The sequence below is a fragment of the Shouchella shacheensis genome, assembly GCF_001484965.1.
GTDB classification, from domain to species: domain Bacteria; phylum Bacillota; class Bacilli; order Bacillales; family Bacillaceae_D; genus Shouchella; species Shouchella shacheensis.
In genome coordinates this window covers 66,530-92,700 of the sequence record NZ_KQ947395.1, presented here as the reverse complement: position 1 = coordinate 92,700, position 26,171 = coordinate 66,530, and the positions used below count along the sequence as shown (strand labels likewise).

The window sequence follows — 26,171 nt, the reverse complement described above, 5'->3', positions numbered from 1 at the left end:
AACCACGTGGGCACCTCACTCCTACAAACAAGACGCCACGCTTTGGTCGTTATTCTTGATTTTCTTCTACATCCGTTTTCTGCTCCTCTTCTTTTAGAAGGGCTTCTTTCTTATATTGACGGAACACAGGGAACTCTGAAAGATTATCCGGAACCTTGCCGTTCTCAAGCAGAATGATCTTCACGATGTCCTTATTGCGGGCCATATGATACGTCTCGCCGTATTCATTTTCCTGAGTATAGCGCTTTAAGTTCTTATAATCGTCTTCTTGAATGGAGACGGTCACTTGATCCCCATCCACGTCTTCAACGGCCTCTTCAAACCCTACTTCAAACTCTACAATTTGAATATTGTCGTTCTTAATGTTGCGCGTTTGTTCAAGGACGGCCTTCGCGCCTTCTGTTAAATCGGACCATTCCATACGTATCTCTCCTCAACTTCAGTGTACATTGCTGTATTATATCATGAGGAGAAAGGGAATGCATTCTCTTTTAAAACAAGGCCCTATGTAAGAGGGACAGCTTTGCTTTCGGAAGTAACTCCGAAAAGCGCAGGCGAGTCGCTCAGAAGCGAAAAGCCCTGAGTTCCTGTCACTAAAAATGGCTCAAAAGAAATTCTTTTGAGCCATTTTTCCTCTTATTTAACGGTGGATTCGATTTGCACCGACACATCCGATTGTGATCCAAGTCGATCCTCTGCCATTGCCATGATCTGGGCCGCTTGAGATTTTGTTAGTTCATCTGCTTGCACTAAAATTTGTACCTGATCCTCATGCGTCATGACAAGTGCGTCCTGATAGCCTTCCGCTTTAATTAATGACTCAAGCACTTCCTCGTCATGGCTCACGGCCAAAATCTCCATGGATTTGTCGTGCGCTTCTACTTGCTCTTCCGCTGTTGCGTCTTCAGAGGCCGCTGCGCGCGTAAATTCTTCGGCTCTCTTTGAACGCGTTTCCTCTAGCTGCATTCTAGCTTCAGTGAAACTAACACTACCGGAAATCTCAGAGAGAGCTCCCTCTTCATCGCCCTCTACTTCCCCTTCTTCATTTACCTCTAGGGACGTCTCCAACTCATCTTCACCTACAGCTGATTCTTCGTTCGCTTCCTCTGACTCATCAAAAGCAACACTATCGCCAGGATTTGTATCAGGTGTGAAATAGTAGACACTTAGCACAATCATTAAGCTTAGCATTGTGAGTAACCAAACGGTTTGTTTTTTTAGGACCATTTTTTATTCCTCCCCAGATTTCTTTGGCATCACAGACACACGGTGTGGGGGAACGTCAAGCACCCGGCTTACCGATTCAACGACCCACGCTTTCACCTGCGCGTTCTCCACCCCATTTGCGACAACAAGCACGCCTGAAATGCTTGGTTTCTCTGTTGCAATCACAAGAGGCTCTTCCTTGTCACCGTTTCGAACGATGACCACATCCTCTTCTTCCGTGACATCTTCAACCTCTCTTGACCCGCCTTCTCTATCTGTCTCCTTGGTATCTTGACGGCTTCTAGACACATTTTTCTCATAGACGCTACGCTCGGTGTCGGCTAAGTTGACCATAATGGAGACATCTTCAACGCCAATGATTTCCTCCAGGCTATCCCTGAGTTGGTTTTCATAGCGCATTTCATAGTCAGCCATCGAATTGTCCTCCACCTTCCTGCCAAATACTGGTGTGTCCTCTTCGTCTTCCACCGCTTCGTCCTCGTAGTCGGAGACCACCGGCTCGGCTACTTCCTCTGGTGAGGACCCAAAAAGCTGGCTGATGACCATAAGCAAAACCCCGATACAGCCTAGGATGAGTACATACTTGGGTGAAAAGGGCTTTTTCTTTTGCTTCGGCTGTTTCGGAAGCCATTTCTTTAGCCAGTCTTCATTAGTTTCTTGGTCATTCATCCACCCGTTCTCCCCCTTCCCATGAAAGCGTAATGGTTGTCTCTGGAATGTCCCATGCCTCTGCAAGAAGTTGAATTACCTCTGCTTCTTCCTCTCCAAGCTCCGCCTCGACCTGTTCCTCCTCATTCGAAGACGCTGCATCAATCTCGATGGAAACAGGTTGAATAGTCTCCGCTACTTGCTCCTGCGTTGCTTCTGTCACCCCAACCTCACCGACGACGGCATGAATGGTTACTTCTCCTTCTCCCTGGCCTTGCCATTCATTTACGTCGAGGTGACGGATTTCCATCTTAAACTGAACTTCGAGTTCCTCGGCAACCAGATCTTCCAAATCGACAGCCACTTGTTTAGAGATATATGCATCTTGTCCCGATTCTATTTCTCTTTTTTGCTCATTTATTTCATTTGTTACCTGCTTTTCTTCTGTGCGCGTGTCCGGGATCAATGAATTCAGCCATTCATCAGCATCGCTGGTTAAAATAGAGATTACCGGCTGAAGCATCATGACCAGCAACATTAAACTCACGACCATCTTCACATAGCCCTTTAAAACGGAGCTTGGAAGAAGCATTTCAAGAACAATGGCTAGAAGAATGAGAAGGATAATGGATGTCACCCAGTCGGATAGAAATCCCATAAGTGCCCCCTTTCTATCGCATCATAAAGGCAATGTTACTAGCCGCAATCATCAATGTGATCGCCAGAAAGAACATCAGACCTACGAGCGCAAGCGCAGCAAATACATAGAGAACTGATTTCCCTATAATTTCTAGACAGTCGATAATAGGCCCCCCTCCTAGCGGTTGAAGAACAGCAGCGGAGATGTTGAAAATGAGGGCGATGGAAAGAACCTTGATGGCCGGAAACGCACAAATCGCGAGTAATAGGATCAGCCCTGTCATCCCTACTGTATTTTTCAGTATAAGAGAAGCACTCATCACCGTATCTGTCGCATCAGTGAACATCCGCCCGATCACCGGAACAAAATTTCCGGCGATAAATTTCGCTGTGCGAATCGTCAGCCCGTCACTTGCCGCCGCCGTCGCCCCTTGAACAGAGACCACGCCAAGAAAAACAGTCATGAAGACCCCGAGAAGACCAACCGCCGCTTTTCGGAAGAGAGCGGAGAGCCGCGTGACCTTGTAGTTGTCGCTCAGCGTACTCACGATGCCGAGCACCGCTGAAAAAAACAGGAGTGGCAGTACAAGATTATTTATCAACAGCCCACTCGTATGCACAAGGAAGATGATCACTGGATGAAATAAAGCGGAAGAGGTGAGCCCTCCAAGGGAGGCCATCATCGCCAGCAGAAGCGGCAGAAGCGCGATAAGGAAATGCACCATCGATTCAATTGCCTCGCGCGCATACGTAATCGCCACATGAAACCCATTCATCGCCACCATCGCCAGTACAAGGAGCGTCACCGCATACGCCGTTTTGCTGACCGTCTGCTGCTCAAATGCGTTTTGAAACGACTGGAGCACCTGGGCAAAGATGGTGAGCAAAAGCAGCATGCCAAGCAGTCGTCCATTGACAAGCACCTCATGCAGCAAATACTTAAGGAGGCCAATGCCCCAGTCCTTGATGTGAAATTGCTTGTCTCCTTTAAGAAAGTCAGTTAAGCTTCCTTTTTGGCTTTCCGGCAGAAACCCCCCATATTCTTCTGACACCCGCTCCCAGTACTGTTGAACTTCATCAAGTTTCAGCGCCTCTAGCTGCGTATCCAGCAATTCTTCTTGATTAAATGTGTCTTCGGCATCAGCTTCTGATTCAGCTTGTACGGACTCAAATGAGACAAAGCAGAAACTGAGTAGTATAACGACTGCAACCATCATCCGTTTCCACATATCGCTTGTCCTCTCCCCGCCTTCAAGTTGGAAGCAGCGCCAAAATCATTTCAATCACCGCTTTTAAAATGGGAATCGCCAATACCAGAATAAAAATTTTCCCTGCTAATTCAATCTTGCTGGCAATCGCAGCTTGTCCGGCATCTCTAGAAATCTGTGCTCCAAACTCAGCAATATAGGCAATTCCGATGATCTTCAAAATCGTTTGCAAATACATCATGTGAATGTTCGCATTTGTTGCCAGTTCCTCAATCAAATCAATGACCATCACAATCTCATCAAGCAAGAAGAGAAAGATCATTGAACCAACAAACATTGTTAGTAGAAAGGCGAACATTGGCTTATGCTCTTTCACAATCAAGGCTAGGAAAGTTGCGATTAACCCTAGCCCAACAACCTGCACAATCTCAATCACAACCCCCTCCTTTGAAGTGAAATTACATTCAACGGGGGTGTTTTCACCCGTTTAAAGCAACGCCTGTGCTAGCTACTTCCTGCCCTTGTCCTTATAGTGGACGCCCCCCCCTATTTTCTAAGCCGTATTACAAGCTCGTGCGTCGTACCCCAAGGCTTGTGCGCCGTATTTCAGTTTAACGCGCTCAAGAAAAGCGCAGACAAGCGGGCACAGGCGAGAAATTCTAAAGCCCAGCAAGAAAAGTCCGACCTGTAGCGTCTCGAGTCCGTTTGCTTCCACGGCTAGACAAATCTATCATTTCGAAACTTCCCAGACAAAGCGAAGGGGGGTACATGTTGATCTGAACTCCCCCGGTTGTGGACCACTATGCCTGGAACAGGAAGACGCTTCGTATTTTTTGGAACAAGTCGTCGACAATCGTTGCCACCATGTAGAGCACGACGACAAAACCAATCAACGTCACCCAATGCGCCCAATCTTCTTTTCCCATTTGTTTTAAAACGGTGTGTATCATTGCCACAACAATACCGATGCCAGCAATTTGAAATATGGTATTTACGTCATACGCCATGGGTTACCTCCTCCCTACCCGAAACGTGGATTCTATTGATGAACGACTTATTGACGCCACATTGCGGCCTTGTAAACCATGCAAGGATTCTTCTACGCATCTCGGAAGACCCATACATCCAGCCTTTTGACGCCAACACCGGCCCCCAAACTCCCCAGTCCAAGCCCCCACTAAATCAACAAAATTACAATCAATAGCCCCGCCAACACACCGAGCGTCTTTGCCATTTGCTCGTAACGCTTTTGCAGCTCTTTGGCTTCATCTTCCTCACGTTCCAGATGCGTTTGCGTGAGCAAAAGCTGCTTTTGCTGCTGATGTCGATCGGTAGTTCCGAGCGTTGCCCCAAACTGACTGAGCACTTCACGCTCACTTTCGCCGAGGGCTGTGTCGGACCAAGTTCCTTGAATGCTAAGCGCCCAGGCATCGTGAGCTGATAGCTCCTTGGCTCGCAGATTTTCAGCGAAACGGGAAAACAACCCGGAGATGGGGGGCGAGAGCTGTGAGGCAATATGGTCGCTTGCCTTTGCCAGCGGGGTATGCCCGTAGAGCATTTCCGCTTCGAGGGATTGCAGCGCAACCTTTAACTGTCTGAGCTGACGTGGGCGCTCCGCAAGCCTTCGTGCCCGCTCAAAGCCGATCCACGTTGCGCAGAGAACGATAAGAACGGCACCGAGCCACTTCATTTCCCCATGGCTACTTTCAATTGGCGCGGCAACCGAATGCGGGAGATGCTCCCAGGATGTGGAAGGCGACCAAGCTCTACTACTCGCCCAAAGGCACCAGCAGCAAAAAGTTCCTTCAATGCAGGACGCTGCGCGACTTCTTCAAATGAATGACCGTGTGCGGTGGCGATCACATTCACACCAGCATGAAGCGCTTCGATGATGGCGCGCGTGTCTTCCGCTCGTCCAATTTCATCGACGACAAGGACCTCTGGTGACATCGAACGAATCATCATCATCATGCCCTCTGCTTTTGGACAGCCATCAAGAACATCGACACGGCTTCCAAGTTCGTGCTGGGGAACACCTGCGATGCTTGCCGCAATCTCTGAACGTTCATCGACAATGCCAACTTTAATCGCCTCAATCTGTCTATTTGGGACTCCCTGACTCATTAATCTCGTCAAATCACGAAGCACCGTCGTCTTCCCTGTCTGCGGGGCGCCAACAAAAAGCGTGCTGAGCCACCGTCGCTCTTTCGGTTCATACAAATCACCAATCAAACGAGCCGCTGCGCCAATTTTTTGACGCGCAATCCGAATATTGAAGGAGCTGATCGGTCGAAGCGTCTGTACATCGCCCCGCTCTAGCAAGACTTTCCCTGCTAGTCCGACGCGGTGGCCCCCTCGAATGGTAATAAACCCTTTTCTTAGCTCTTCCTCAAACGCATAAAGGGAGTATTCACTTAGCTGATTCAGTAAAAAGTGAGCATCGCTTTCCTGTACAATGTAGCTCTCTCCCCTTTGTTCCGGGTAGTACGGCTTTCCTCCAGCAATGACTTCTAGAGGGCGGCTAATTCGAATGCGGATCTCTTCCACATAGCGAACGATTTCGTCTGGTAGCGCCTGTAAGCATTCTTTGATTGTTGGTGGCAACACCGTTAAAATCTCTGCTTGCATAAGCGTCCCTCCTATTTGCGGATTCCTAGTAAAATGAGTGTGACCCCTGCACCAATGAGTAGAAATTTGGATAAGGACAGCTTATCGGACATGCCGACCAGTCCTATGCTTATTGATAAAAGCAAAACCGTTGGCCCAATGATGGCCAGCATGGCGTTAATCGCAACAGCTTTTTCAACACTGTTCATTCGCAGCATGAGAAAGGCCGCGCTAAGCTCAATGAAGCCTGAAAGCAGCCTCAGACCAACCATCACAAGCAACGTCCACTTAATTGCTAGAAATGCACTCAGATTCATCACCTCGGCAAGCTTAAGCTTATCTTTGTACACTTTATGACGCGCTGGACGAGTTCAGAACCATGTTGCTCCACACAGTTCGCGAGTAGCGCTCTTACCTTTGGAACCTAATAAAAGAAATCCCGGGTTTGACTAACGCTTGCAGGGAACCAAGACAAAAAGCGCTCCCCACTCAGGAAGCACTTGCTACATACAGCCATCACTCTTTGTCGAACCGGCTTTTCCCTCTTCCCCTTTTGGGCATAAGTGTGATTAAATAACACTGTGGGACCATCGTTCATTAGATGGGTAAAGAGCCTTCAAGACTAAAGTATTTCATCTTACAAAAAAGAAGGTTCATACATGCGACTCATTGCGTTTACAGCTGTCTTTGTCAGCTACTTGCTGACCATGTTATTCGAACACCCGGTGTTTCTATACGCCTCTGGAGCGACCTCGGTTCTAGCCATTGGCGTGGCTGCTTTTTATACGCGTGGTCTCTATGCGATCACCGGCACCATTTTTTTCAGTATTGGCTTGCTTTTTTTCCTTTTTAATGATGCCCCGTGGCACGAATTTCTTCTGCAGTTCCAGGAAACCATCGGTGTGATCGCCCTGTTCTTTGTCCTTCCTTTCTTGCACTCAATCATTCATATCGGACGTTATGACCAAACGCTCAGCTCGGTTTTTCAGCAAGGGGTCAAAGACACGAACCAGCTTTATGTTCGCAGTTTCTTTGTCACCCATTTTCTCGGAATGTTTCTAAACATCGGGACAATTACATTGATTGCTCAGTCGCTGCGCTCTTCGATGAATCAGCTAACGGTCAAGATTGCCAATGCGTTTTATACAAGTAATATTCTCAGGGCCTACGCGCTTTGCTTAACTTGGAGTCCAATGGAAGTGATGGTAAGCTATTCGATTGATGTTACGGGGATTTCGTACATAAGCATTTTGCCATTTTTGCTTATCATTGTGGCCATCTTAGTTGTGCTTGACATGCTCTTATCCAGAAAACGTTTCTCCGGCCTTCCGATTTCACAGGACGCTGGAATGCGGACGCCTGCCTTGGATGTCATTGCTAAAAAAATGCGTGAGCTGATTGGGCTTCTGCTCGTTTTTATCGCGCTTGTCACCGTAACGGAATACATTGTACAAAAAGGGTTCCTGTTTTCGATTGTGATTCTTATCATTCCGTTGGCCTTTTTCTGGGCGCTCCTCAACCGTCGACTCAAACGGTTTACATCGTTTATTCAGCCGTACTGGAAGATGCGTACAAAGGGCCTCTCAAACTATGTATTCATGTTTTTAAGCGCCTCATTGTTTGTGAATATGATTGGCGAAACCAGAGCTGTTGCTTCGTTTCAGAGCATTTTGGGCGATGCGGCGAGCGCAAATACGCCCATTTTATTATATGTCATGATTGCCGGATTCTTCGTTTTCGCCGCATTGATCGGTTTTCACCCGCTTGTGACGATTACGCTCGTTACTTCCTTGCTTGCGCCGTTTGTGGATACTCTTGCTTCTGTTCCGCTTGCGCTTGTCTTGATCGTTTCCAGTCTAGCTTCGATCATGTTCAGCCCGTTCAATATTTCCGTCGCTTTGCTTTCAGATTATTTACAACAAAACCCTTACCGCGTAGGAAGCCGCAATTTCTTTTTTGCCCTAATTTATATAGCCGTTGGTCTCACAGTGGCAACAGTTGTTAACATGTTTGTCTCTTCCTAGAACAAGATATTTGTTATACTTAAAGGAATTCAAAGGAAAGTGTGTATGCAGATGAGAAGAAAAGATCCGTTAATTGAGAGAAACATCGTGTTAATAGGGTTCATGGGTGTCGGCAAAACGTCCATTGGCCGTGAACTGGCGAAGCGGATGTACCGTGACTTTATCGACGTGGATCACGTGATTGAAGAAAAGGTGGGCTGTCCCCCTACCGAAATTTTTGCCAAGTACGGCGAGCCGTTCTTTCGAGAACAGGAGCGAAACGTCGTTCGCGAGACATGCGGGGAAAAAATGAAAATTATCGCTCTTGGTGGGGGGGCGTTTATGCAAGAGGAAATTCGCGAGCAGTGCTTATCCGATTGTATTGTCATTTTCCTCGACATCACCTTTGATTCTTGGAAAGACCGAGTGAACCTATTGATCGACAGCCGCCCCGTCCTTCAAGGGAAGACGCTTGAGGAGATGGAAGCCCTATATGAGAAAAGGCGTAGCGCCTATGAGTCGTACCATTCTAAGTTCGACACCGACCATTTGCAGATCGAGGAGATTGCTTTGTATTTAAAGGAGTCGCTTCACCTGGCATGGGAATTGGATACGCCGCTTTCACTTGATTAGTGGGAAGTGGGCATTGCTACGGCAACCTTTTGAAAAGATTATTTTCCATACATTTAAAAAGAGATGCTCCGATTGGCTGGACGACCAATCAGAGCATCCCTTTTCCGTGTACAGAGACCCGTCAGGAACTTACCCCTAACGTTGCATACACTCTTTCTCACTCATTCCTCTTCTGTAAAAAACCATTAAACTGAGAAATCTTTGCTGCAGCCGCGATCAACGGAGTTTTTGACCTTTCTAACTGCTCTTTTGTAAAACGAGGACTCGGACCCGATATAGAAAGAGACGCGAAAACCTGACCATTGCCGTTATAAATAGGCGCTGCTACTGCAGACAATCCAGCTTCTCTTTCTCCTATGCTAGTGGCAAAGCCTTGATCCTGAATACGCGCAAATTGCTCTTGCACCCCTTTAAAAGGCTCCACTTCCGAGGCACGGGTTTTTAAAAGTTTTTCCCATACGTCCATTCGATTTGAGAGCATAACTTTTCCACTTGCGCCTAGCCACAACGGCATTTTCTCCCCTAATCTTACCAGATGTCTTAGTTCATGAACGCTTTCACTTTGCATAATGCATACACGCCAGACATCCTCTAGCATGTATAGGTTAACGGTTTCACTCACTTCATCTCTGAGTTCATCCATAATAGGACGCGCGACTTCTGTTAATTTCAACGACTTCCCCGCAACAAAGCCAAGATAATGAAGCTTATGCCCGAGTCGATATTTCATCGTATCCGGATTTTTCGCCACACAATTATTTAATTCTAATGTACCGAGCAGTCTTGTTGTTGTTGATTTCGCTAACCCAATTTTACTTGCAATTTCAGTTAGTGTAAGCTCCGACTCATGAATGGAAAAGCAGTTTAGAATATCAATAGCTCTTTGTACAGTTCGGATGGAATCCATGTTCTCGTTCACCCACTCTTTAACAATTCCTTTAAAGCGCTTTTAAAATGGTTGCTGTGACCCTCATTTGACGCCCACTCTTTATAAAGTACCATTCTCAGACACTCCCATCAACTCTTTTAAAAAAGGAACTGTTTTAATAAGGTGAATGAGCACTTTCCATGCCCACGGACATACGTTTTAGATAATCTTTCGACGTTTGGAGGCAACGGCGAGCGAATTCTTCATATCCTAATTCTTGAGCTAGCTTCGTGTTAGGGAGCTCTAAAGAATAAGGGATTTGAGGAATTCTTTTTACGATATTCGCTACATCTATCCCCCCTTCTTCTCCGAGGAACCAGCGTTCTTCCCTAAGAATACGTGTCATCTCTTCCTGAGAAGTAGGAATTTCTTCGGGTGCGCTACAAAGATGGAGATATCGGAACCATTCACGAGGGACCTCGTCAAGATCTTCCAATTTATCTTTTGATCGATGAAAATGATGGACGTCAATCATCAGCCCAGCGTTTTCTTGCTTTGCCGTATGAAGTACATCAAGAGCACCATCAAGATTGTATACACTCGCAATCGGAACAAACTCTAACTCGACGGTCAATCCGAATGGTTTTGCTAGCTCACAAATCTCGGCAAAACGCTCAATCGCATAACTACGCTTATCCGTCCAAACACTACTTAAAATATGTTTTCCCCCAAGCTCAGCAGCGACTTCCATCGCTGGCAGATAACCCTTTGGATCGACGCCATCATACACACGTGCTAATTCAATATCAAGAAGTTCAAGTCCAGTATCCCGCATGGCGTTCTTCGTCTCACGCATCATCTTTTTGTTTTTGGCTAGCTCATAATTCGGCTCCCCAGGCAAACCCATATAAATCGGCCGGAAACTAACGTAGTCATACCCCGCTCGAGAAGCAAGATAGGTCATCTCTGGCGGTGCACATTCAAGAACCGTCAGATGAGCAAGTGAGAATTTATTTGTCATTTAAAAACCTCCTTATAAGTTCCTTAAGAAAGAGCAGTCTCATTCTTATTAGATCGATTTAATAAATCTTTATGCATATTGTACCTAAATTAGAATGAAACCGCAATCATAAATTCCGTTAATTTATTTTTAATTCCATTGTATGAAATCAAAGGTCCTATAATTCCTAAATAAACGAGACTACCCTGAGTGACAACCTCAGATTTGTTGACTAGATCGCTCTAAATAAAAAATGCCGTCTTTAGACGGCATTTTATGTATCGAATTCAAGTAAGCGGACCTGCAAATCGTTATGCTTACGTATACTCCTGAACGTTGCGAACTACGTCAATCGGCACTTGCCCTGACGCAGAGGCTTTCTGTCCAATGGCGAATGTCATCACTGAACCAAATTGATCACCAATTAAACGGGAACTTGCTCCCAGCCTTCCCATTGACATAGTGATCATTGGAATGGGCAACTGCTGACTTTCCTTATGAGTCACATCAAGCAATCTTAAAACATCGCCTGGCTCCTTAGCCATGACCGCAAGCTTCGCTATATGGGCACCACACTCATGCGCGTCATGGAGCACCTTCGTCATTTCTTCATTTGTTGGTGTATTTGTAAAGTAGTGCCTTGAAACGACAACTTTACAGCCAAATTGATCGGCCTTTTCTCGGATCTCTTTCACAGCTTCTTTTCCTTTTGAGAGCTCGACGTCCATTAAATCAACGAGTTGAGATTGAATGAGCGTTTGACACAGTTGCTGCTCCTCTTCAAACGTTACCTTTCTTGACTCTCCTCCTTCTTCCTCTGAGCGAATCGTGAATAGCAAAGGAATGTTTCCTACTGCTGAGCGAAGTTGCTTTGCTATTTCCATCACTTTATCTGTTTCGCTAAGATCTTGAAAGAAATCCGCTCTCCATTCCAGAACATCAGGCTCCTTTGAAACAATCGCCTTAGCTTCTTTGAGTAATTCTTCCGCTGTCTCACCAACTAGGATCGAGCAGATTTTTGCGTGCTCTTCTCGATGAAAGCGAACACCGCGAATTGTAACTTCATGTTCATTCAACATAAGCCCTCCTTATTTCAATGTATGTAACTTATATCCATTAAATAGAACTTCAAAGTAGTTTACATGATTAGTAGTCATTGTGCAACTAGTGAATCAAATTGGGGTTAAAACTTTCAGTGACTTCTCTTAGTTATTTTGTTATACTCCAATCATTGAATTTCATTAATTGCATTATAGTTACGTGTAATGGAACAATTTTAAAGCGCTTGCCGGTGAATATCCCAGGGCACCTGCTCCTGCTTCTGTCGCTACATCCTTTGATGGCTATCCACTCTCGCAAAAAGGGGAAGCTGGGCTTGTCATGACTCTCACAACGATTTTCTCTGTCATTGGCGGCCTTTTATTGGAGCCCCTCGTCTCCCAATTTGCCCCTCGATACTATTTTTTACTCGCCGCCTTAGGCTTGCTCCTTGTTGCCAACTTAAGCAAGGTTAGCTTTATCCTAGTGTTTGCGTTTTCGTTTACTCTTTTTAGTCAGACACCGGTTTATGAGACGTTTAAGACAAAAGTGTTTAGATCGAAATAATATTTGATTTGCTTGTTAGATTGGGAAGCAGAGCTGAAACAAATCAACAAAAACCCCAATGAAGTTCTCAATTCGGGTTCTTTTACGCCCTTTCAGGAACATAGCCGTCTATAGATGCAGGTTCGTCCCACAAAAAATCAACGGCCCCTCTCAAATGAGGAAAAAGGCCGTTGCAGAGCTTTTTATCCGAGCTTAGATTGCGAAACTGGTTTTTGATGAAGGGCAGAGTTCGGACCTGCCTGAAGCATATAGCTCCCTCCATCATGACCGATCCGATCGCGTACGTTTTTGGCTACTTCTATCAATCTTTCTAAATTCGCACCTGTATCAACGCCCATTTCATGAAACGCGTGCACAAGATCCTCAGAGGCAATATTGCCTGAAGCTCCAGGAGCGTAAGGGCACCCCCCTAGCCCGGCAATGGAGCTGTCAAAGTCAAGAACTCCTTCTTGAAGGGCAGCTACCGCATTGGCAAGTGCCATCCCCCTCGTGTTGTGAAGATGCAGAGAAAAACGCATCTCCGGAAATTCCTGGTTTAAATAACGTAACATTTGCGAAACTTGCACAGGATTGGCCATGCCCGTTGTATCCGCCAGCGAAACTTCATGTACGTCCATTTCCTGATAACGTGTAAGAATCGCCGCAATTCGTTCTAACGGCACCTTCCCTTCATAGGGACAACCAAAGGCGACAGAGACGGATCCCCCTACACTAACGCCATGCTTCGCCGCTAGGTCTGCGATCGGCCAAAGTTTTTGCTGCGCGTCTCTAGCGGTAGCATTCGCATTTGACAGGCTATGGGAATCAGTCGCCGAAAGCATTAATTTCAATTTCTTGATGCCAACATTGATGGCGCGCTCAGCGCCTCGTACATTGGGAACAAGGGCTCGCAGCTTCAGATTTAAATCCCCAGCCTGAGACACCACTTCATCTGCGTCCTTCAACTGCGGAATCGCTTTTGGATGGACAAAGGAGGTAATTTCCATTGATTTCAAACCAGTACTTGCCAATTCGCGAATAATCTCCAGTTTCGTTTCGGTTGGGATCCAGGTCTCTTCTGCTTGAAACCCATCCCTTGGAGCTACTTCCCAAATTTCTACTTGTTTCGGTAACGAATCCGTCGGCATATTAGATGACACCTTTCGTTCGGAGATCTTCAATCGATTCCTTGGTCAACCCAAGTTGTTCACTCAGAATCTCTTCATTGTGTTCACCGAGGTCTGGCGCTCGGTGCCTGATTCCTCCAGGTGTTTTCGAAAATTTAGGGACGACGCCTGGTACTTTAATTTTTCCAAGACGAGGATGTTCAACGTCGACGATGTTTTCTCTCGCTTTAAATTGCGGATGCGTAAAAATATCTTCAATCGTTAAAATTGGACTCACCGGAACACCCGCTCCATCCAATTTCTCCAGTAATTCTTCTTGCTCGTATTCGAAAATAAAGGCTTTCACGATCTCTTGTACTTCACCGTCATGCTTCAAGCGCTCCGAATTCGTGTAATAGCGAGCGTCCTCTAGCATGTCTTTGCGGTCCATGGCCTCGGCTAAACGATTGAAGGTTGCATCTGTACTTGTTACAAGGACCACAAATTTCCCGTCTTTTGTTTGATAGGTTCCTGCTGGACTTGAATGTCCTGTGAGCTGTGGGCTCCGCTCTCGCACTTTGCCTAACTGGTCGTACTCTGCGACTAGAAATTCCAGCATCCGAAAGAGCGATTCATACAAGCCCATCTCAACGACTTGACCTTCTCCACCCTTCGCGTCGCGCTGATACAGCGCACTCATTGTCGCGAAGGCTACATAGATACCTGTAATATAGTCCAGCAGTGAATAAGAAGGACTTACTGGCGGACGGTCTGGGTAGCCTTGAATGGACGTATGCCCACTAAAAGCTGTACCAGGTGTACCAAATCCCGCTTTTTCCCGATAAGGGCCCGTTTGTCCATAACCTGAAACTCTGACCATCACAATGTCAGGATTGACACTTTTCAAATCTTCATAACTCAATCCCCAGCGCTCCAGTGTGCCTGGTCGGAAGTTTTCAATGAGCACATCGCTCTTGGCAATCAATTTCAGGAAAATGTCTTTCCCTTCTTCCTTGCGAATATCCAACGTAAGCGACCTTTTATTTCTCGCTAACCCTGGCCAGCGCAGTGGCTCCTCCCCCTTGTAAGGACCGACCGTTCGAAGCGTATCGCCTTTTCCCGGGATTTCAATTTTGGTGACATCGGCGCCAAGGTCAGCAAGTAGCGTGGCCCCAAAAGGTGCGGCGATCATCGTTGATGCATCCAGAATTTTGACTCCTGTGATCGGACCGGCATTCTGCGTTGTCATTTCCTTTCTCCTCCCTTTTCATCATGTCTCTTGAGCCCCAAAGCCAAACGCTCAATGAGTTATAAATTTACTAAATAATCGTTAAATTAAATTGAACCAAGTTTCATAAAAGCAGAGGAAGAGACAGCGCCTTTCCCTCTTGTTGTCTCTTACTGAACACTCGCATGATGAACCTTTTTATTCGGTGAATAAATGTCCATGATATTCCAGTGTCCAGCTGTAGGGACTGGGTTGTTGATCATCGGTACGTCGAGAACAAATGGCTTTCCTGACTGAATCGCTTCTTCGAGAGCAGGTTTGAATTGATCGGCACTTGTTAGTTTGATTCCTTCGACTCCATATGCCTTAGCAATCTCTGCGAAGTTTGGCGAATAGCTTTCTCCGTCTTTCTTAAAAACAGTTCCAAACGTGGTATCATAGTGAGCCTTCTGAAGCCCCGCGATCGTGCCAAAGGCAGAGTTATTCATGACCACCCAGACCACCGGGATATTTTCCTCCACTGCTGTTGCGAGAAGAGCAGGATTCTGGCCAAACCCTCCGTCGCCAACGAGTGAAACGACGATGCGATCTGGATGAGCGACTTTTGCACCAAGGGCAGCGGGAGCACCAAAGCCCATTGTGCAAAAACCTCCAGGCGTCAAAATCGTTCCTGGCTCATAGACGGGGAATTGCTGTCCAACGCCATTTTTATTCCAGCCTACGTCTGTTGTAATGAAGGCATCGCGTGGCAGGGTTGCACGCACTTCTTCAAGAATCCGTTGTGGCTGCATAGGAAACGCGTCATCATAAATGTAATGTTCATTTTCTTTTCGAAATTCGTCTTTCTCTTTCCGTGACTGTTCCACAAACGCCTCATCTAAACGTCCCTCTGGGAGCAATTCTTTCGCTACACGAGTTAAAACCGTGAGCGCTTGCTTCACATCGGCAACGACGCCGAGTTCCGCCGGATAATTGCGCCCAATCTCAGCGCTATCGATGTCAACATGAATCAGCTTCGTTTCTGGGATGTTAAATGTGTATTCATTCTCCCAAGAGCTTGAGTCTGCTTCTGTAAATCGTGTGCCCATTGCTACAATAAGATCGGCATTGCGGCACTTGTCATTGATGAATTTTGTTCCCCAGAAACCGGTCATGCCTAGCGTCAGTGGATCATCGTCCGAGACCGCACCTTTGCCCATTAAGGAGTACGCTACTGGAATTTTCACTTGATTGACAAACGCTCGTAGTTCCTCAGCCGCGTTGGCAAGCATGATCCCGCCGCCTACATACAGCACTGGGTCCTTTGCGTCGATAAGCTTCTGGACAATTTCTTTTGCGGTCTCGTCATCAATTGAAGGCTTGTGCAATGCTTTGGTATGCTGTTTTTGTCTGGCAAACCGATCAGGGTCTACTTCTTTTGAAAATATATCCATTGGCACAGAGACAAGCACAGGACCTGGACGACCGCTTTCAGCAAGTTGAAACGCTTTCTCCATAATCTCAGGCAGCAAGTCTTCACGATCGACGCGCCATGCTCTTTTTACAAATGGACGGTACACTTCATACTGCGCGGCATCTGCATGCAAGTTAATCTCCTGGTGAGGATGCTTGCCGTAAAAGTGACTTGGGATATCTCCGGCAATGACGACCATCGGAATCGAATCAAGGGCTGCGTTCGCTACTCCTGTTGCCGCATTCGTTAAGCCGGGACCCACATGACTAAGCATGACGGCCGTTTGTTTTTTCGCCCGCGCGTACCCATCGGCTGCATGAGACGCGACTTGCTCGTGGCGAACATTGACAAATTTAATGGAACTGTCTTCAAGCGCTGATAAAAAAGCAATATTCGTGTGACCGCAAAGGCCAAATACATGCTCCACGCCTCGATCTTCTAAAAACGTTACAAGTTGATGGGACACTAGTTGTTGACTCATACGTGAACGTCCTCCCTAAAATCAAGAATAATCTTCCCGTACTCCCCAGTTAAAGCTTCGTCGTAAGCGAGTTGATACTCTTTGAATGGCACTATTTTTGAAATCACATCGTTAATATTAAACGACGGATTCGCTAGATATTGCGCCGCTTTTTCAAAGTCGGTCGGAAATTGGTAAATGATTGACCCATGAATCGATATCTCATTGCGAACAATTTTCATGATGGGGAAATTGGCTTCTGCGGTCATGCCAACAAGGACAATGTTCCCACCTGGCTTCACAATTTCCACTGATTGTTCGACCGATGATTTCACTCCAGCTGCCTCTATCACCACATCGAACTGTGAATGACCTACTTCATGCGGAAGCGCCACCTGAATGCCCGGGTCAATCGTTTTCACTTTCTCTAGCTTGTTCATATTGATATCTATGGCGCATAGGTTTGCGCCTAAATGATGGGCAAGTGTTACAGCAAGCAGACCTTCCGTTCCACAGCCAATCACCGCCACTGACGTTCCTTTTTCGATGTTCACCTTTCTCAACGCATGAACAATGACAGCAAAAGGCTCTACTAAGACCGCTCTCTCACTCGGAAGCGAAGCAGGAATGGGCAGAACGTAGCGAGAAGAAATGACAAATTCCTGCGCAAACCCTCCGTCTATGTTGATTCCTAAAGAGGCCTTATGTGGACAAACATTCGTCTTCCCCTTTTTGCACCACTCACATTCAGCGCAAAAGGAATTGGGCATAACGACTACGCGGCTTCCTATAGGGGTTGTTACATCTGCTCCTTTGTCAATCACTTCCCCTAAAAGTTCATGGCCAGGAATAACAGGATAGCTTGCATGCGTGAGTTTTCCGCGATAAACGCTTAAGTCTGACCCACATATCCCCCCGTAAAGCAGGCGTATTTTTACATCAGTATCCGTAAGTCTAGCTGTTGAAAGCTGTTCCGTAAGCTCTAGCTCCCCAGGATTTTTTAATATCAGGCCGAGCATTTATTCACCACCTTATATGAGTTATACCTTTCGTTTATTTAGGGAGTTTCAGAACAATCATTTTGGTTTCTGTCATTTCCTCAATCGCAAACCTCGGACCTTCCCGCCCAATTCCACTGTTTTTAATGCCTCCATACGGCCAATGATCCAAACGGAAATTAGACGTTCCATTCATCACCACGCCCCCTACCTCTACTTCCTCCGCTACTTTATAAATAAGATCAAACTGATTGGTAAACACACCTGCCTGCAGTCCGAAGTCGGATCGATTGGTCTCTGCAATCGCTTCATCAATGGATTGGTAAGAAAGGACACTGACGATTGGCCCAAATACTTCCTGACACACAACGTTTTCCGTTTTAGGCGGATTCCGCAAGACTGTAGGCTTCACGCAAACCCCCTCCTGAATGCCACCTGTGACAAGTTCGCCACCAGCGCTTACAGCTGAATCGATCCAATCTTTAATGCGAGCGGCTGCCTCTTCATCGACAAGCGTGCCAACATCAGTAGACTCGCTTAACGGGTTTCCTGCCTTTAATTGCTCGACTTCTTTTTTCAACTGTGTTGTAAAGGCATCGACAATGGAGGCGTGGACGTAAATGCGTTGAACAGAGATACAGCTTTGCCCAGAGTTGCTGAAGCCCGTCTTTGCACATTGCTTAGCGGCATCTGCAATATCCGCATCTTCATGTACAATTGTCGATGAATTCCCACCAAGCTCAAGCAATACTTTTTTCATGCCTGCTTGCTTCGTAATATCTCTTGCTGCAACCACCCCGCCCGTGAATGAGATCACATTGACTCTCTCATCGGCGACGATCTGTCTGCCTGTTTCTACCCCTCCAAGAACCATGCTGATGCCATGCTCTGGGTACCCGGCTTCAAGAAGTAATTCAAGGAACGCCGTGGCAATCAGTGTTGTTTGCGGTGCTGGCTTTAAGATCACCGTGTTGCCGGCCGCAAACGCAGGGCCAACTTTATGACAAACGAGGTTAAGCGGTGCGTTAAAAGGGGTGATAGCGGCAATGACACCTGCTGGAACCCGGTACGTATGAGCTAAGGTACGTACGCCACGTTCCGAAGCGTCACCTGGAATTGTTTCGCCGTGTAAGCGTTTGGCTTCTTCGGCAGACAGTTCCAACGTTTCAACCGAGCGAGCCACCTCATCTTTCGTGTTTTTAAGCGCCTTTCCTAGCTCTTTGGAAATCAGCTGCGCAAACTCATGCTTTCTTTCCTCTAATAGGAACGCGGCCCGCTGCAAAATTCTCGCTCGTTCATAAGCAGGCATGCTTTTCACTCGCTTACGTGCTTCATAAACGCCGTTAAGCGCCTCTTCAACATCACTCGTTGTAGCGGCATATTGCTTTCCGATCACTTCTTTTGAGTAAGGATTGAAAATGTCGGTGCTTTCCCTTTCCTCTTGAATCCATTTCCCATTTATATAAGGATATGCGGTTTTCAAACGAACACCTTCTTTCTGTTGTATCGATCTAATTAATTTTTATGATTGACTTTGCCTTTAATTAAGATTGTACCTTATGTTTACTGAAAACGCAATCATTAATTCCATTATTTTTTCGTTAGTTCCATACAACGAAATAAAATAAAGGCGATTCATCACAGAACCGCCTCCCCCCATCAAGTTAAATAATCCACCACTGCCTGTAAGGCAAGATCCGCATCGTGTCCCACCACACGAATTAAAACCTCATCCCCATTTCCCAGATGAATCGTGATAAGCCCCAGCAAACTTTTTAAATTAATCTCATGCAGAACGCCCCTGTACATCTTTTTCAGATAAATTTCCGAATCATACGCCTGCATCTTGTCACTTAGCTCGACGATTGTCTGCTCCTCATCAATATGGATGACTATCTCTTGGTTAATTTCCATTCTTCGACCTCCGTCTGTACTGTACTTAGTCTAGAAAAAATAAAGAAAGTTGAGGAAGAAACGTGATGACTAGCAAAGTAACCAGTGTTGCCACAAAAAACGGAATAACGGACTTGGCTAAGGATTCGATGGATAACCCGGAGATGCCCGATGCTACGAAGAGGTTCACTCCTAAAGGGGGTGTGATAAACCCAATCGCAAGGTTTACAACCATAATAATCCCAAAGTGAACCGGGTTGTATCCAAGTTCCACAGCAATTGGCAGCAATAATGGCGTTAAAATGATAATAGCGGCCAGTGTATCCATAAAGCAGCCAATGATTAAAAGAAGGACAGTGATCAGTAAAATAATGATGATTGGGTTCTCCGATAAAGCCAGCATCCCTTCTGCCACTCTGCTTGGTATTTGCTCAATCGTCATAATTCTGCCGAACACCGTAGCTGTTCCAATAATAATTAAAACCGTTGCCGTTGTCAGAGCTGAGTCGGCCATCACCTTAGGGAGATCCTTAAGCTTTAGTTCCTTGTACAACAACAGCCCGGCGACCAATCCATACACGACGGCTACTGCGGCCGCTTCGGTCGGAGTGAATACGCCGCCGTAAATCCCCCCAAGAATAATCACTGGGATTAACAACGCCCATTTTGCTTCCCAGCTTGCTTTAAAGAAGCTTCTGAACGTAAATTTCACTCCTGTTCCACGGTATCCCTTTTTCCTTGAATAAATATACGCGTAGAGCATGAGACCGATGGCTACTAAAACCCCTGGGACAATCCCTGCAATAAACAAATCTCCTACAGAAGCGCCGCCTGTGATCCCGTAGATAACCATTGGGATACTGGGGGGAATAATCACTCCTAGAGAACCTGCTGCCGCGACGAGTGCTGTCGCAAACTTTTTATCATAGCCCATCTTCACCATTGCAGGGATCATAATTCCCCCAATGGCAGCAACCGTTGCAGGCCCTGAGCCGGAGATTGCAGCAAAAAACATGCACGTGATAATCGTCGCCATCGCAAAGCCTCCGGTCCTATTGCCGACCAGCTTATTGGCTACATCAAAAAGACGATCCGTCACTCCTCCTCTTCCCATAATTTCACCTGCTAAAATAAAAAACGGCACAGCCATGATCGGAAAGGAATCTACAGCTGTAATAAGGTTTTGTGTAATGTACTCTACGGGCAGAGCTCCTGAATAGATAAGGGCAATCAGTGATGCCACTCCTAAAGCTATGCCAATCGGAACGCTAATAAGCAACAATGTCGCAAAGCTGCCAAATAAAACGGCTGCCGTCATGCTCTTTCCCCCTCTTTCTGGAGGCTGCCTTCCAGTTCATCGCTTGCGCCGTAATTATCGACCATCCGGTCATCGACAACCTCTTCTTTACTGACATTTTTTCCTGAAAGGTATTGGACTTGCTTGATGATTTGCTGAATAAGGCGAATCGAAGCGGCTCCCATCCCGATCGGTGTAGCCAGGTAGACAAGCCCCATTGGTAGATTCATCGCCGGAGAAGTCTGACCCCATTCCAGGATGTAAAACGCAATAGTCGTGCCATTAAGAACAACGAAGAGCGCAAACGCTAAAAAAATGACATTCGACAATGTATTGAGGGCGACTTTTGCTTTATCTTTAAACAATAGAAGCATCACATCGACTTTAATATGTCTCTGCTTTTTTACACCGTAGCTGATGCCCATGTACACAAGCCATATAAAGCAATAACGGGCCAATTCCTCCGACCATTCCAGCGAAGACCCCATCACAAACCGCATGAACACTTGTAATGCAATCGAACCCACCATGATACTAGAAAAGAACACAAGAAAACATTCTTCAAAGTGTCGATCCAACCACTGAATGCCTGCTTTCATGGTGTCACCTTCCCTTCATTCGTTTCGTTATGCTCTTCTGAAGCTTCCAGAATTTCGTTTACCAATTCGTCACCGTTCGCTTTCGTATAGTTATCAATAACTGCTCTCGTAGCGTCTATAAATTCTTGCCGCTCTTCTTCAGACAGTTCGGTAACGGTCATTCCCTCTGCTTCTATAAACCCATAACCTTCTTCACTTTCCTGCCGATTTAATTCACGCTGATGGTCTCTCGCTTCGTCGGCTGCGGCAGTCATAATCTCCTGTTCTTCGGCCGTAAGCGAATCCCAGAAAGGCTTACTGATCATGAAAACGCTCGCGTTGTAAATATGATCTGTTCGCGTGATATACTGCTGTACTTCATAGAACCTATCGTTCGTTACATTTCCAACCGGATTTTCCTGACCATTGACTGTCCCTTGTTCCAATGACACATAGAGCTCTGTATAATTAATGGGCGTAGGGTTAGCCCCTAACGCACGCCAAAGATCCATATGAAGAGAATTTTCGAGCGTTCTAACATCAAGCCCACTCACATCCTCGACACTGTTCACTTCTCTGGCGTTATTCGTAAGCTGTCTGAACCCATTCTCCCAGTAATTGAGCCCAATCACATTCTGATCTGGCAAATCCATCAGTAAATCATCACCAATAGATCCGTCCAAAACTTCGTAAGCGCTTTCCTCATCCTCAAATAAAAAAGGCAAATCAAAGACTTCAAAACGCTCTGCAAATTGTGCTACGGGGCCCGTAGATATGGTCGTGCCCTGAATCGTATTAAGCTGCAAGCCTTCAAAGACTTCCCTGTCCCCGCCTAACTGGCCGCTCGCAAACACCTCGACTTGAACATCGCCTTCTGTTTCTCTCTCCACGATTTCCTCAAACTTATACAGCCCCTGTGTCAATGAACGCTCCTCCGATGTTGCCACAGCAAGACGCATCACTTTCTCGTCATCTTCCGAAGCTTCACTCGACATGCTTGAGCAACCGGAAACAGCCAGAACAGAACTAGTCAATAGTAGACCTATCGCTTTTTTTCTCATAATGAACCTCCTTCGTATACAAATACATCCTTCACTTAGAGTAGCGCTTACAGCAAAGTTCCATTGAATGGAATTAAGTTTCAATTACTAACATCTCAATTCTACTTGATTTAATCGATCTAATCAATTCCTTTTTATAAAAAAACTAAAAACTTTCGAAAGTCAATGTTGCTATTCCCCTTCAAGGTTTTAAAAGTAAGATGTAGATTCCTTGCATCTTCAATCGATTTAGTATTATGATTTACTCGCAAGCGTTTACAAGAGGTGAGAAACCGTGTCAAAAAAAACTGGGCGGGTGACATTGCTAGATGTTGCTAATCATGCTGGTGTTTCAAGAGCGACTGCTTCGCTCGCTGTACGAAACAGCAAAAGCATATCGAAAAAAACAAAGGAGCGCGTTCAAGCGTCCATAGAAGAACTAGGCTACGTCTATGACCGTGTAGCCGCAGGATTGCGATTAAAGAAAGCGACAACGGTTGGCCTCATTATGACGGACATTGGCAACCCCTTTACGGCTGAACTTTTATCCGGCGTCTATCGAAGTCTGGACAAAGAAGGATACACCGTCTTACTCGGGTCAACCTTTGACGAGGGGGAGAAGCAAAATAAGTTACTCTCTACGATGATGGAGTATCGCGTCGGAGGCATCATCCTCATCCCTGCCGCTGAAGGGGACGAGACGGCCACGCTCGCTCAATTAAAGCAGTTCCAGGTGCCCGTGGTCACAACGGTAAAAAAGCCCACTTCGATGTATTTTGATTACGTGGGGATTGATTATGAGGCTGGCGCACAACTTGCCGTCAATCATTTAATTGAAGAAGGACACAGGCACATTGCTTTCTTGGGAGGTTCTGAGAATGCTACTGCCTGGCAAGATCGCATAAGTGGTTACAAAAAAGCGCTTATGCAGGCAGAAGTTGATGTTCTTCCTTCCCTTGTGATTCCCAGCACAGCCACTCGTGAAGGGGGCGCAAAGTCTTGCGAGGATCTCGTCGCCTTACAAGATTTCTCCGATTGTACAGCGATCTTTTGTTTTAATGATATTGTCGCTTTCGGTGTTATGGCAAAACTGAATCAGTTAGGCATTAAACCTGGGAAAGATCTTGCCATTATCGGCTTTGATAATACGCCGGAAAGCGGAACATTCAATCCTTCCCTCTCCTCTGTAACTTCACATGCCTCAGAAATCGGGGAGCAAGCTGGGTTTCTTCTGCACAGCCGAATGCAGGGCATCGAGACCGCCCCAAAGAGCGTGATCTATCAACCAGAACTCATTGTTCGTGATTCCTCCACTCTTCAAAATAAAAACCCCTGAGAACGTTGGTTCTCGGGGTTTTTCTAGGGCGTGCACTCATCCCCTCGATACATACGAAGCATTGCGGGTATCAATAATCAGCTTATCTCCCTGGTTCACAAAGAACGGCACTTGCACGGTCAGGCCTGTTTCAACGGTTGCAGGCTTCGTACCACCTGAAGCTGTATCTCCTTTGATGCCTGGCTCTGTTTCTGTGACTTCAAGTGTGACCGTGTTTGGTACTTCGACACCGAGTGTTTCCCCTTCGTACGTAATAATCTGAACTTCCATGTTCTCTTTCAAGAACTTCAGCTCATATTCGATTTGCGACGCCTGCAGCTCAAGCTGATCGAACGTTTCATTGTCCATGAACGTATGCGTATCTCCACTCGCATAAAGATACTGCATGCGGCGATTTTCAATGTGGGCTTTGCTCACTTTCTCCCCGGCACGGAACGTTTTCTCTTGAATCGCCCCCGTCCGTAGGTTACGAAGCTTTGATCGTACAAACGCCGCGCCCTTTCCCGGCTTCACATGTTGAAAGTCCATGACTTGCCAAATGCCGTTGTCCACCTCAATCGTTAAGCCCGTTTTAAAATCGTTGACAGATATCATCATTCATCCTCCATTTTTGCGCTCATTTCCACTACTTACTATACCATAGCTCCCACGCGATGTCTTATTCATTTTCCGACGTGTAGGAGCTCCTTCGTTGAATGAGTAAGAGAACGAATGCCTTCTTCCGTAATCACAATGTCGTCTTCAATTCGCGTCCCGCCGACACCAGGTATGTAAATTCCGGGTTCTACTGTTACGACCATCCCCGGTTCCAAAACAACCTCCGACTTCACAGAAAGCCCCGGCCCCTCGTGAACTTCCATCCCGAGACCGTGTCCAGTGGAGTGGCCAAAATAGTTGCCATAGCCTTTCTCACGGATATAATCCCTTGTCAAGGCATCGGCTTCTTTCCCGGTCATTCCTGGTTTGATCCCGTTCATCCCAAGCTCCTGAGCGACGCGAACGGTTTCATAGATCGTATGCAGGTCCCCTGAAATCTCTCCCACGGCAAGCGTACGCGTAATGTCAGAGCAGTACCCGTTGTAGTAAGCCCCGAAGTCGAGCGTGACGAGCTCCCCGGATTCAATCTTTTTCTCTGAGGCTGTGCCATGTGGGAGCGCTGAGCGGTAGCCTGAGGCAACGATAATATCGAACGAAGAGCTGGCTGCCCCCTGTTTGCGCATAAAAAATTCGAGCTCGTTCGCCACATCCAGCTCGGCGATGCCTGGTCGAATCACCGATTGAATGTGAGCAAATGCGTTATCCGCAATGTCAGCCGCTTTCTGCATGACCGAAAGCTCCTCTTTTGTTTTTACAAGGCGAAGAGATTCCACCATTTGAGTTACCGGCACAAAGTCCATCCCCGGCAGTAAGCCTTTATACTGGTCGTAGTCGGCATATGTAAGCTGCGCTTTTTCAAATCCAAGTTTGGATACATCCAGGTTCTTTGCCTGTTTGGCTACTTCGTCTGCAAGCGTTCCTTCTTGCTTCACAATTATGAATTCCTTCACTTCAGAAGCGGCTTGTTCTGTGTAGCGAAAATCAGTGATAAAAATCGCTTCCATCTCCGTGATGAGCAGCGCCCCTGACGAGCCCGTGAATCCACTCAAATACTGGCGGTTAACCCCACTTGCGACCAGGAGACTGTCAATGCCCTGCTCGCTGAATCGTTTTCGTAGTGCTGTTAATTTGCTCACTCTCCATCTCCCCTTTCATAAAACGAACGGATAGGGAAATTGTAGCATAGTTTTGGTATTGCTGCTTCTCGCGCTACATTTAATACTTCTGTTCCGCATATTCATAAGAAATGGAGTAGCCGATAAATAGCCCATAAAGCACGTAGAGGCACAGAGACGTCACCAACGTATGCCAGTCATAGCTTTGAACAGGTTTAAGCTGTGGCACAAACGGGTTAATAATATAAAAGACAATGATCCACAACAAGATGCCAACCCCTACCCCTACCCACATGCTATTGATTTTCTGGAAGCAGAATTTGTATAAGAAGGCAACCGCTATGGAAAGAATGGCGAGGACAAGAACCCCTAACACTTGGCCGAGATGTCCCGTTTTCCACTCCCCAAGTGCCCACGGCATTAGGACGAATGCTGGACCGATTTTTGTAAAGCTGAAATAATACGAGAAGTAGCCAATCAACGACCAGAACAATCCACCAAAAAAGCCGATTAAGGCCACTTTTATTGGAAAATTCATTTGCTTCTGCTGTTTAATGTCTCGATTTGAATACTTTTGATCCGCCATTTTGCACCTCCTCATGCTAGTGTGTCCGCGCCCTTGGTGTTTTTATGCTCGCTTAAGAGGTTTTCGT

28 protein-coding genes and 1 pseudogene are annotated in these 26,171 nt (G+C 46.4%); 4 read left to right on the top strand and 25 right to left on the bottom strand.

Going from position 1 to position 26,171, the window contains the following annotated elements; genetic code table 11:
• Positions 1-49: 49 nt before the first annotated feature.
• From AVZ68_RS04330 to AVZ68_RS04285, 10 genes are all read right to left on the bottom strand, one after another.
• Positions 50-421, bottom strand: coding sequence for a hypothetical protein (locus AVZ68_RS04330; protein WP_059103301.1), 372 nt, complete (start codon positions 419-421; stop codon positions 50-52).
• A 215-nt stretch (positions 422-636) separates the two neighbouring features.
• Entirely contained in the window at positions 637-1,227 is a 591-nt protein-coding gene (locus AVZ68_RS04325; RefSeq protein ID WP_059103300.1) for a SpoIIIAH-like family protein, read from the bottom strand.
• A gap of 3 nt (positions 1,228-1,230) precedes the next feature.
• On the bottom strand, positions 1,231-1,896 hold the full coding sequence (spoIIIAG, locus tag AVZ68_RS04320; RefSeq protein WP_059103299.1) for a stage III sporulation protein AG: 666 nt from the start codon (positions 1,894-1,896) through the stop codon (positions 1,231-1,233).
• Complete coding sequence (spoIIIAF, locus tag AVZ68_RS04315; RefSeq protein ID WP_059103298.1) at positions 1,889-2,533, bottom strand: stage III sporulation protein AF; 645 nt, start codon at positions 2,531-2,533, stop codon at positions 1,889-1,891. Before spoIIIAF ends, spoIIIAG begins: the two co-directional genes overlap by 8 nt.
• Positions 2,534-2,546: 13 nt before the next feature.
• Positions 2,547-3,743, bottom strand: coding sequence for a stage III sporulation protein AE (gene spoIIIAE, locus AVZ68_RS04310; RefSeq protein WP_059103297.1), 1,197 nt, complete (start codon positions 3,741-3,743; stop codon positions 2,547-2,549).
• Between the two features lie 22 nt (positions 3,744-3,765).
• The gene (gene spoIIIAD, locus AVZ68_RS04305; protein WP_059103318.1) at positions 3,766-4,155 is read right to left on the bottom strand and encodes a stage III sporulation protein AD; all 390 of its coding nucleotides are present in this window, start codon (positions 4,153-4,155) and stop codon (positions 3,766-3,768) included.
• Positions 4,156-4,522: 367 nt separating this feature from the next.
• The gene (spoIIIAC, locus tag AVZ68_RS04300; RefSeq protein WP_059103296.1) at positions 4,523-4,729 is read right to left on the bottom strand and encodes a stage III sporulation protein AC; all 207 of its coding nucleotides are present in this window, start codon (positions 4,727-4,729) and stop codon (positions 4,523-4,525) included.
• A gap of 170 nt (positions 4,730-4,899) precedes the next feature.
• Complete coding sequence (spoIIIAB, locus tag AVZ68_RS04295) at positions 4,900-5,412, bottom strand: stage III sporulation protein SpoIIIAB (protein ID WP_059103295.1); 513 nt, start codon at positions 5,410-5,412, stop codon at positions 4,900-4,902.
• Complete coding sequence (gene spoIIIAA, locus AVZ68_RS04290; protein ID WP_059103294.1) at positions 5,409-6,350, bottom strand: stage III sporulation protein AA; 942 nt, start codon at positions 6,348-6,350, stop codon at positions 5,409-5,411. The genes spoIIIAB and spoIIIAA overlap by 4 nt, the downstream gene beginning before the upstream one ends.
• An 11-nt stretch (positions 6,351-6,361) precedes the next feature.
• A complete protein-coding gene (locus AVZ68_RS04285; RefSeq protein ID WP_059103317.1) occupies positions 6,362-6,646 on the bottom strand; it encodes a YqhV family protein in 285 nt (94 codons plus the stop codon).
• A 342-nt stretch (positions 6,647-6,988) separates the two neighbouring features.
• On the opposite strand from AVZ68_RS04285, the gene AVZ68_RS04280 reads away from it, so the two are divergent.
• Both AVZ68_RS04280 and AVZ68_RS04275 read left to right on the top strand, forming a co-directional pair.
• Positions 6,989-8,353, top strand: a complete 1,365-nt coding sequence (locus AVZ68_RS04280) for a hypothetical protein (RefSeq protein WP_059103293.1) — start codon at positions 6,989-6,991, stop codon at positions 8,351-8,353.
• Positions 8,354-8,398: 45 nt separating this feature from the next.
• Positions 8,399-8,965, top strand: a complete 567-nt coding sequence (locus AVZ68_RS04275) for a shikimate kinase (protein ID WP_059103292.1) — start codon at positions 8,399-8,401, stop codon at positions 8,963-8,965.
• A gap of 157 nt (positions 8,966-9,122) precedes the next feature.
• Here the strand turns inward: AVZ68_RS04275 and AVZ68_RS04270 are convergent, their stop codons facing one another.
• From AVZ68_RS04270 to aroD, 3 genes are all read right to left on the bottom strand, one after another.
• Complete coding sequence (locus tag AVZ68_RS04270) at positions 9,123-9,872, bottom strand: IclR family transcriptional regulator (RefSeq protein WP_059103291.1); 750 nt, start codon at positions 9,870-9,872, stop codon at positions 9,123-9,125.
• A gap of 136 nt (positions 9,873-10,008) precedes the next feature.
• Entirely contained in the window at positions 10,009-10,854 is an 846-nt protein-coding gene (locus AVZ68_RS04265; protein ID WP_059103290.1) for a sugar phosphate isomerase/epimerase family protein, read from the bottom strand.
• Between the two features lie 296 nt (positions 10,855-11,150).
• Positions 11,151-11,909: a type I 3-dehydroquinate dehydratase gene (gene aroD / locus AVZ68_RS04260; protein ID WP_180316667.1), complete on the bottom strand. Its 759-nt coding sequence runs from the start codon at positions 11,907-11,909 to the stop codon at positions 11,151-11,153.
• Between the two features lie 241 nt (positions 11,910-12,150).
• On the opposite strand from aroD, the pseudogene AVZ68_RS04255 reads away from it, so the two are divergent.
• Positions 12,151-12,438: pseudogene (locus tag AVZ68_RS04255) on the top strand (tripartite tricarboxylate transporter permease); the annotation flags it as partial.
• 182 nt (positions 12,439-12,620) lie between these two features.
• Here AVZ68_RS04255 and AVZ68_RS04250 read toward each other — a convergent pair.
• From AVZ68_RS04250 to AVZ68_RS04210, 9 genes are all read right to left on the bottom strand, one after another.
• Positions 12,621-13,565, bottom strand: coding sequence for a hydroxymethylglutaryl-CoA lyase (locus tag AVZ68_RS04250; RefSeq protein WP_059103287.1), 945 nt, complete (start codon positions 13,563-13,565; stop codon positions 12,621-12,623).
• A 1-nt stretch (position 13,566) separates the two neighbouring features.
• On the bottom strand, positions 13,567-14,772 hold the full coding sequence (locus AVZ68_RS04245; protein ID WP_059103286.1) for a CaiB/BaiF CoA transferase family protein: 1,206 nt from the start codon (positions 14,770-14,772) through the stop codon (positions 13,567-13,569).
• Between the two features lie 149 nt (positions 14,773-14,921).
• A complete protein-coding gene (locus AVZ68_RS04240) occupies positions 14,922-16,685 on the bottom strand; it encodes a thiamine pyrophosphate-binding protein (protein WP_059103285.1) in 1,764 nt (587 codons plus the stop codon).
• Positions 16,682-17,683 (bottom strand): zinc-dependent alcohol dehydrogenase, encoded by a 1,002-nt coding sequence (locus tag AVZ68_RS04235; protein ID WP_059103284.1) that lies wholly within the window; start codon positions 17,681-17,683, stop codon positions 16,682-16,684. The genes AVZ68_RS04240 and AVZ68_RS04235 overlap by 4 nt, the downstream gene beginning before the upstream one ends.
• A gap of 34 nt (positions 17,684-17,717) precedes the next feature.
• Entirely contained in the window at positions 17,718-19,145 is a 1,428-nt protein-coding gene (locus AVZ68_RS04230; protein ID WP_059103283.1) for an aldehyde dehydrogenase family protein, read from the bottom strand.
• Positions 19,146-19,321: 176 nt separating this feature from the next.
• Positions 19,322-19,576 (bottom strand): HPr family phosphocarrier protein, encoded by a 255-nt coding sequence (locus AVZ68_RS04225; RefSeq protein WP_059103282.1) that lies wholly within the window; start codon positions 19,574-19,576, stop codon positions 19,322-19,324.
• A 25-nt stretch (positions 19,577-19,601) separates the two neighbouring features.
• The gene (locus AVZ68_RS04220) at positions 19,602-20,873 is read right to left on the bottom strand and encodes a TRAP transporter large permease (protein WP_059103281.1); all 1,272 of its coding nucleotides are present in this window, start codon (positions 20,871-20,873) and stop codon (positions 19,602-19,604) included.
• The gene (locus AVZ68_RS04215) at positions 20,870-21,451 is read right to left on the bottom strand and encodes a TRAP transporter small permease (RefSeq protein ID WP_059103280.1); all 582 of its coding nucleotides are present in this window, start codon (positions 21,449-21,451) and stop codon (positions 20,870-20,872) included. The genes AVZ68_RS04220 and AVZ68_RS04215 overlap by 4 nt, the downstream gene beginning before the upstream one ends.
• A complete protein-coding gene (locus AVZ68_RS04210) occupies positions 21,448-22,491 on the bottom strand; it encodes a DctP family TRAP transporter solute-binding subunit (protein ID WP_059103279.1) in 1,044 nt (347 codons plus the stop codon). Before AVZ68_RS04210 ends, AVZ68_RS04215 begins: the two co-directional genes overlap by 4 nt.
• A gap of 274 nt (positions 22,492-22,765) precedes the next feature.
• Here AVZ68_RS04210 and AVZ68_RS04205 point away from each other — a divergent pair, with 274 nt between their 5' ends.
• Entirely contained in the window at positions 22,766-23,806 is a 1,041-nt protein-coding gene (locus AVZ68_RS04205; protein WP_059103278.1) for a LacI family DNA-binding transcriptional regulator, read from the top strand.
• Between the two features lie 36 nt (positions 23,807-23,842).
• Here the strand turns inward: AVZ68_RS04205 and efp are convergent, their stop codons facing one another.
• The 3 genes from efp to AVZ68_RS04190 all read right to left on the bottom strand — a co-directional run bounded on the left by efp (position 23,843) and on the right by AVZ68_RS04190 (position 26,104).
• Complete coding sequence (efp, locus tag AVZ68_RS04200) at positions 23,843-24,400, bottom strand: elongation factor P (protein ID WP_059103277.1); 558 nt, start codon at positions 24,398-24,400, stop codon at positions 23,843-23,845.
• 68 nt (positions 24,401-24,468) lie between these two features.
• Entirely contained in the window at positions 24,469-25,539 is a 1,071-nt protein-coding gene (locus AVZ68_RS04195; protein WP_059103276.1) for a M24 family metallopeptidase, read from the bottom strand.
• A 79-nt stretch (positions 25,540-25,618) separates the two neighbouring features.
• A complete protein-coding gene (locus tag AVZ68_RS04190; protein WP_059103275.1) occupies positions 25,619-26,104 on the bottom strand; it encodes a YqhR family membrane protein in 486 nt (161 codons plus the stop codon).
• Positions 26,105-26,171: the final 67 nt, after the last annotated feature.

Bases quoted from the DNA above. Each gene is read 5' to 3' on its own strand.
- spoIIIAA (WP_059103294.1), bottom strand. From the start codon at position 6,350: ATGCAAGCAGAGATTTTAACGGTGTTGCCACCAACAATCAAAGAATGC.
- spoIIIAF (WP_059103298.1), bottom strand. From the start codon at position 2,533: ATGGGATTTCTATCCGACTGGGTGACATCCATTATCCTTCTCATTCTT.
- spoIIIAG (WP_059103299.1), bottom strand. From the start codon at position 1,896: ATGAATGACCAAGAAACTAATGAAGACTGGCTAAAGAAATGGCTTCCG.
- spoIIIAC (WP_059103296.1), bottom strand. From the start codon at position 4,729: ATGGCGTATGACGTAAATACCATATTTCAAATTGCTGGCATCGGTATT.
- AVZ68_RS04215 (WP_059103280.1), bottom strand. From the start codon at position 21,451: ATGAAAGCAGGCATTCAGTGGTTGGATCGACACTTTGAAGAATGTTTT.
- AVZ68_RS04240 (WP_059103285.1), bottom strand. From the start codon at position 16,685: ATGAGTCAACAACTAGTGTCCCATCAACTTGTAACGTTTTTAGAAGAT.
- AVZ68_RS04235 (WP_059103284.1), bottom strand. From the start codon at position 17,683: ATGCTCGGCCTGATATTAAAAAATCCTGGGGAGCTAGAGCTTACGGAA.
- AVZ68_RS04210 (WP_059103279.1), bottom strand. From the start codon at position 22,491: ATGAGAAAAAAAGCGATAGGTCTACTATTGACTAGTTCTGTTCTGGCT.
- AVZ68_RS04245 (WP_059103286.1), bottom strand. From the start codon at position 14,772: ATGACAACGCAGAATGCCGGTCCGATCACAGGAGTCAAAATTCTGGAT.
- AVZ68_RS04280 (WP_059103293.1), top strand. From the start codon at position 6,989: ATGCGACTCATTGCGTTTACAGCTGTCTTTGTCAGCTACTTGCTGACC.
- spoIIIAB (WP_059103295.1), bottom strand. From the start codon at position 5,412: ATGAAGTGGCTCGGTGCCGTTCTTATCGTTCTCTGCGCAACGTGGATC.
- efp (WP_059103277.1), bottom strand. From the start codon at position 24,400: ATGATATCTGTCAACGATTTTAAAACGGGCTTAACGATTGAGGTGGAC.
- AVZ68_RS04220 (WP_059103281.1), bottom strand. From the start codon at position 20,873: ATGACGGCAGCCGTTTTATTTGGCAGCTTTGCGACATTGTTGCTTATT.
- spoIIIAE (WP_059103297.1), bottom strand. From the start codon at position 3,743: ATGTGGAAACGGATGATGGTTGCAGTCGTTATACTACTCAGTTTCTGC.
- AVZ68_RS04330 (WP_059103301.1), bottom strand. From the start codon at position 421: ATGGAATGGTCCGATTTAACAGAAGGCGCGAAGGCCGTCCTTGAACAA.
- AVZ68_RS04265 (WP_059103290.1), bottom strand. From the start codon at position 10,854: ATGACAAATAAATTCTCACTTGCTCATCTGACGGTTCTTGAATGTGCA.
- AVZ68_RS04190 (WP_059103275.1), bottom strand. From the start codon at position 26,104: ATGGCGGATCAAAAGTATTCAAATCGAGACATTAAACAGCAGAAGCAA.
- AVZ68_RS04250 (WP_059103287.1), bottom strand. From the start codon at position 13,565: ATGCCGACGGATTCGTTACCGAAACAAGTAGAAATTTGGGAAGTAGCT.
- AVZ68_RS04325 (WP_059103300.1), bottom strand. From the start codon at position 1,227: ATGGTCCTAAAAAAACAAACCGTTTGGTTACTCACAATGCTAAGCTTA.
- AVZ68_RS04225 (WP_059103282.1), bottom strand. From the start codon at position 19,576: ATGGAAATTAACCAAGAGATAGTCATCCATATTGATGAGGAGCAGACA.
- AVZ68_RS04275 (WP_059103292.1), top strand. From the start codon at position 8,399: ATGCAGATGAGAAGAAAAGATCCGTTAATTGAGAGAAACATCGTGTTA.
- AVZ68_RS04270 (WP_059103291.1), bottom strand. From the start codon at position 9,872: ATGGATTCCATCCGAACTGTACAAAGAGCTATTGATATTCTAAACTGC.
- AVZ68_RS04285 (WP_059103317.1), bottom strand. From the start codon at position 6,646: ATGAATCTGAGTGCATTTCTAGCAATTAAGTGGACGTTGCTTGTGATG.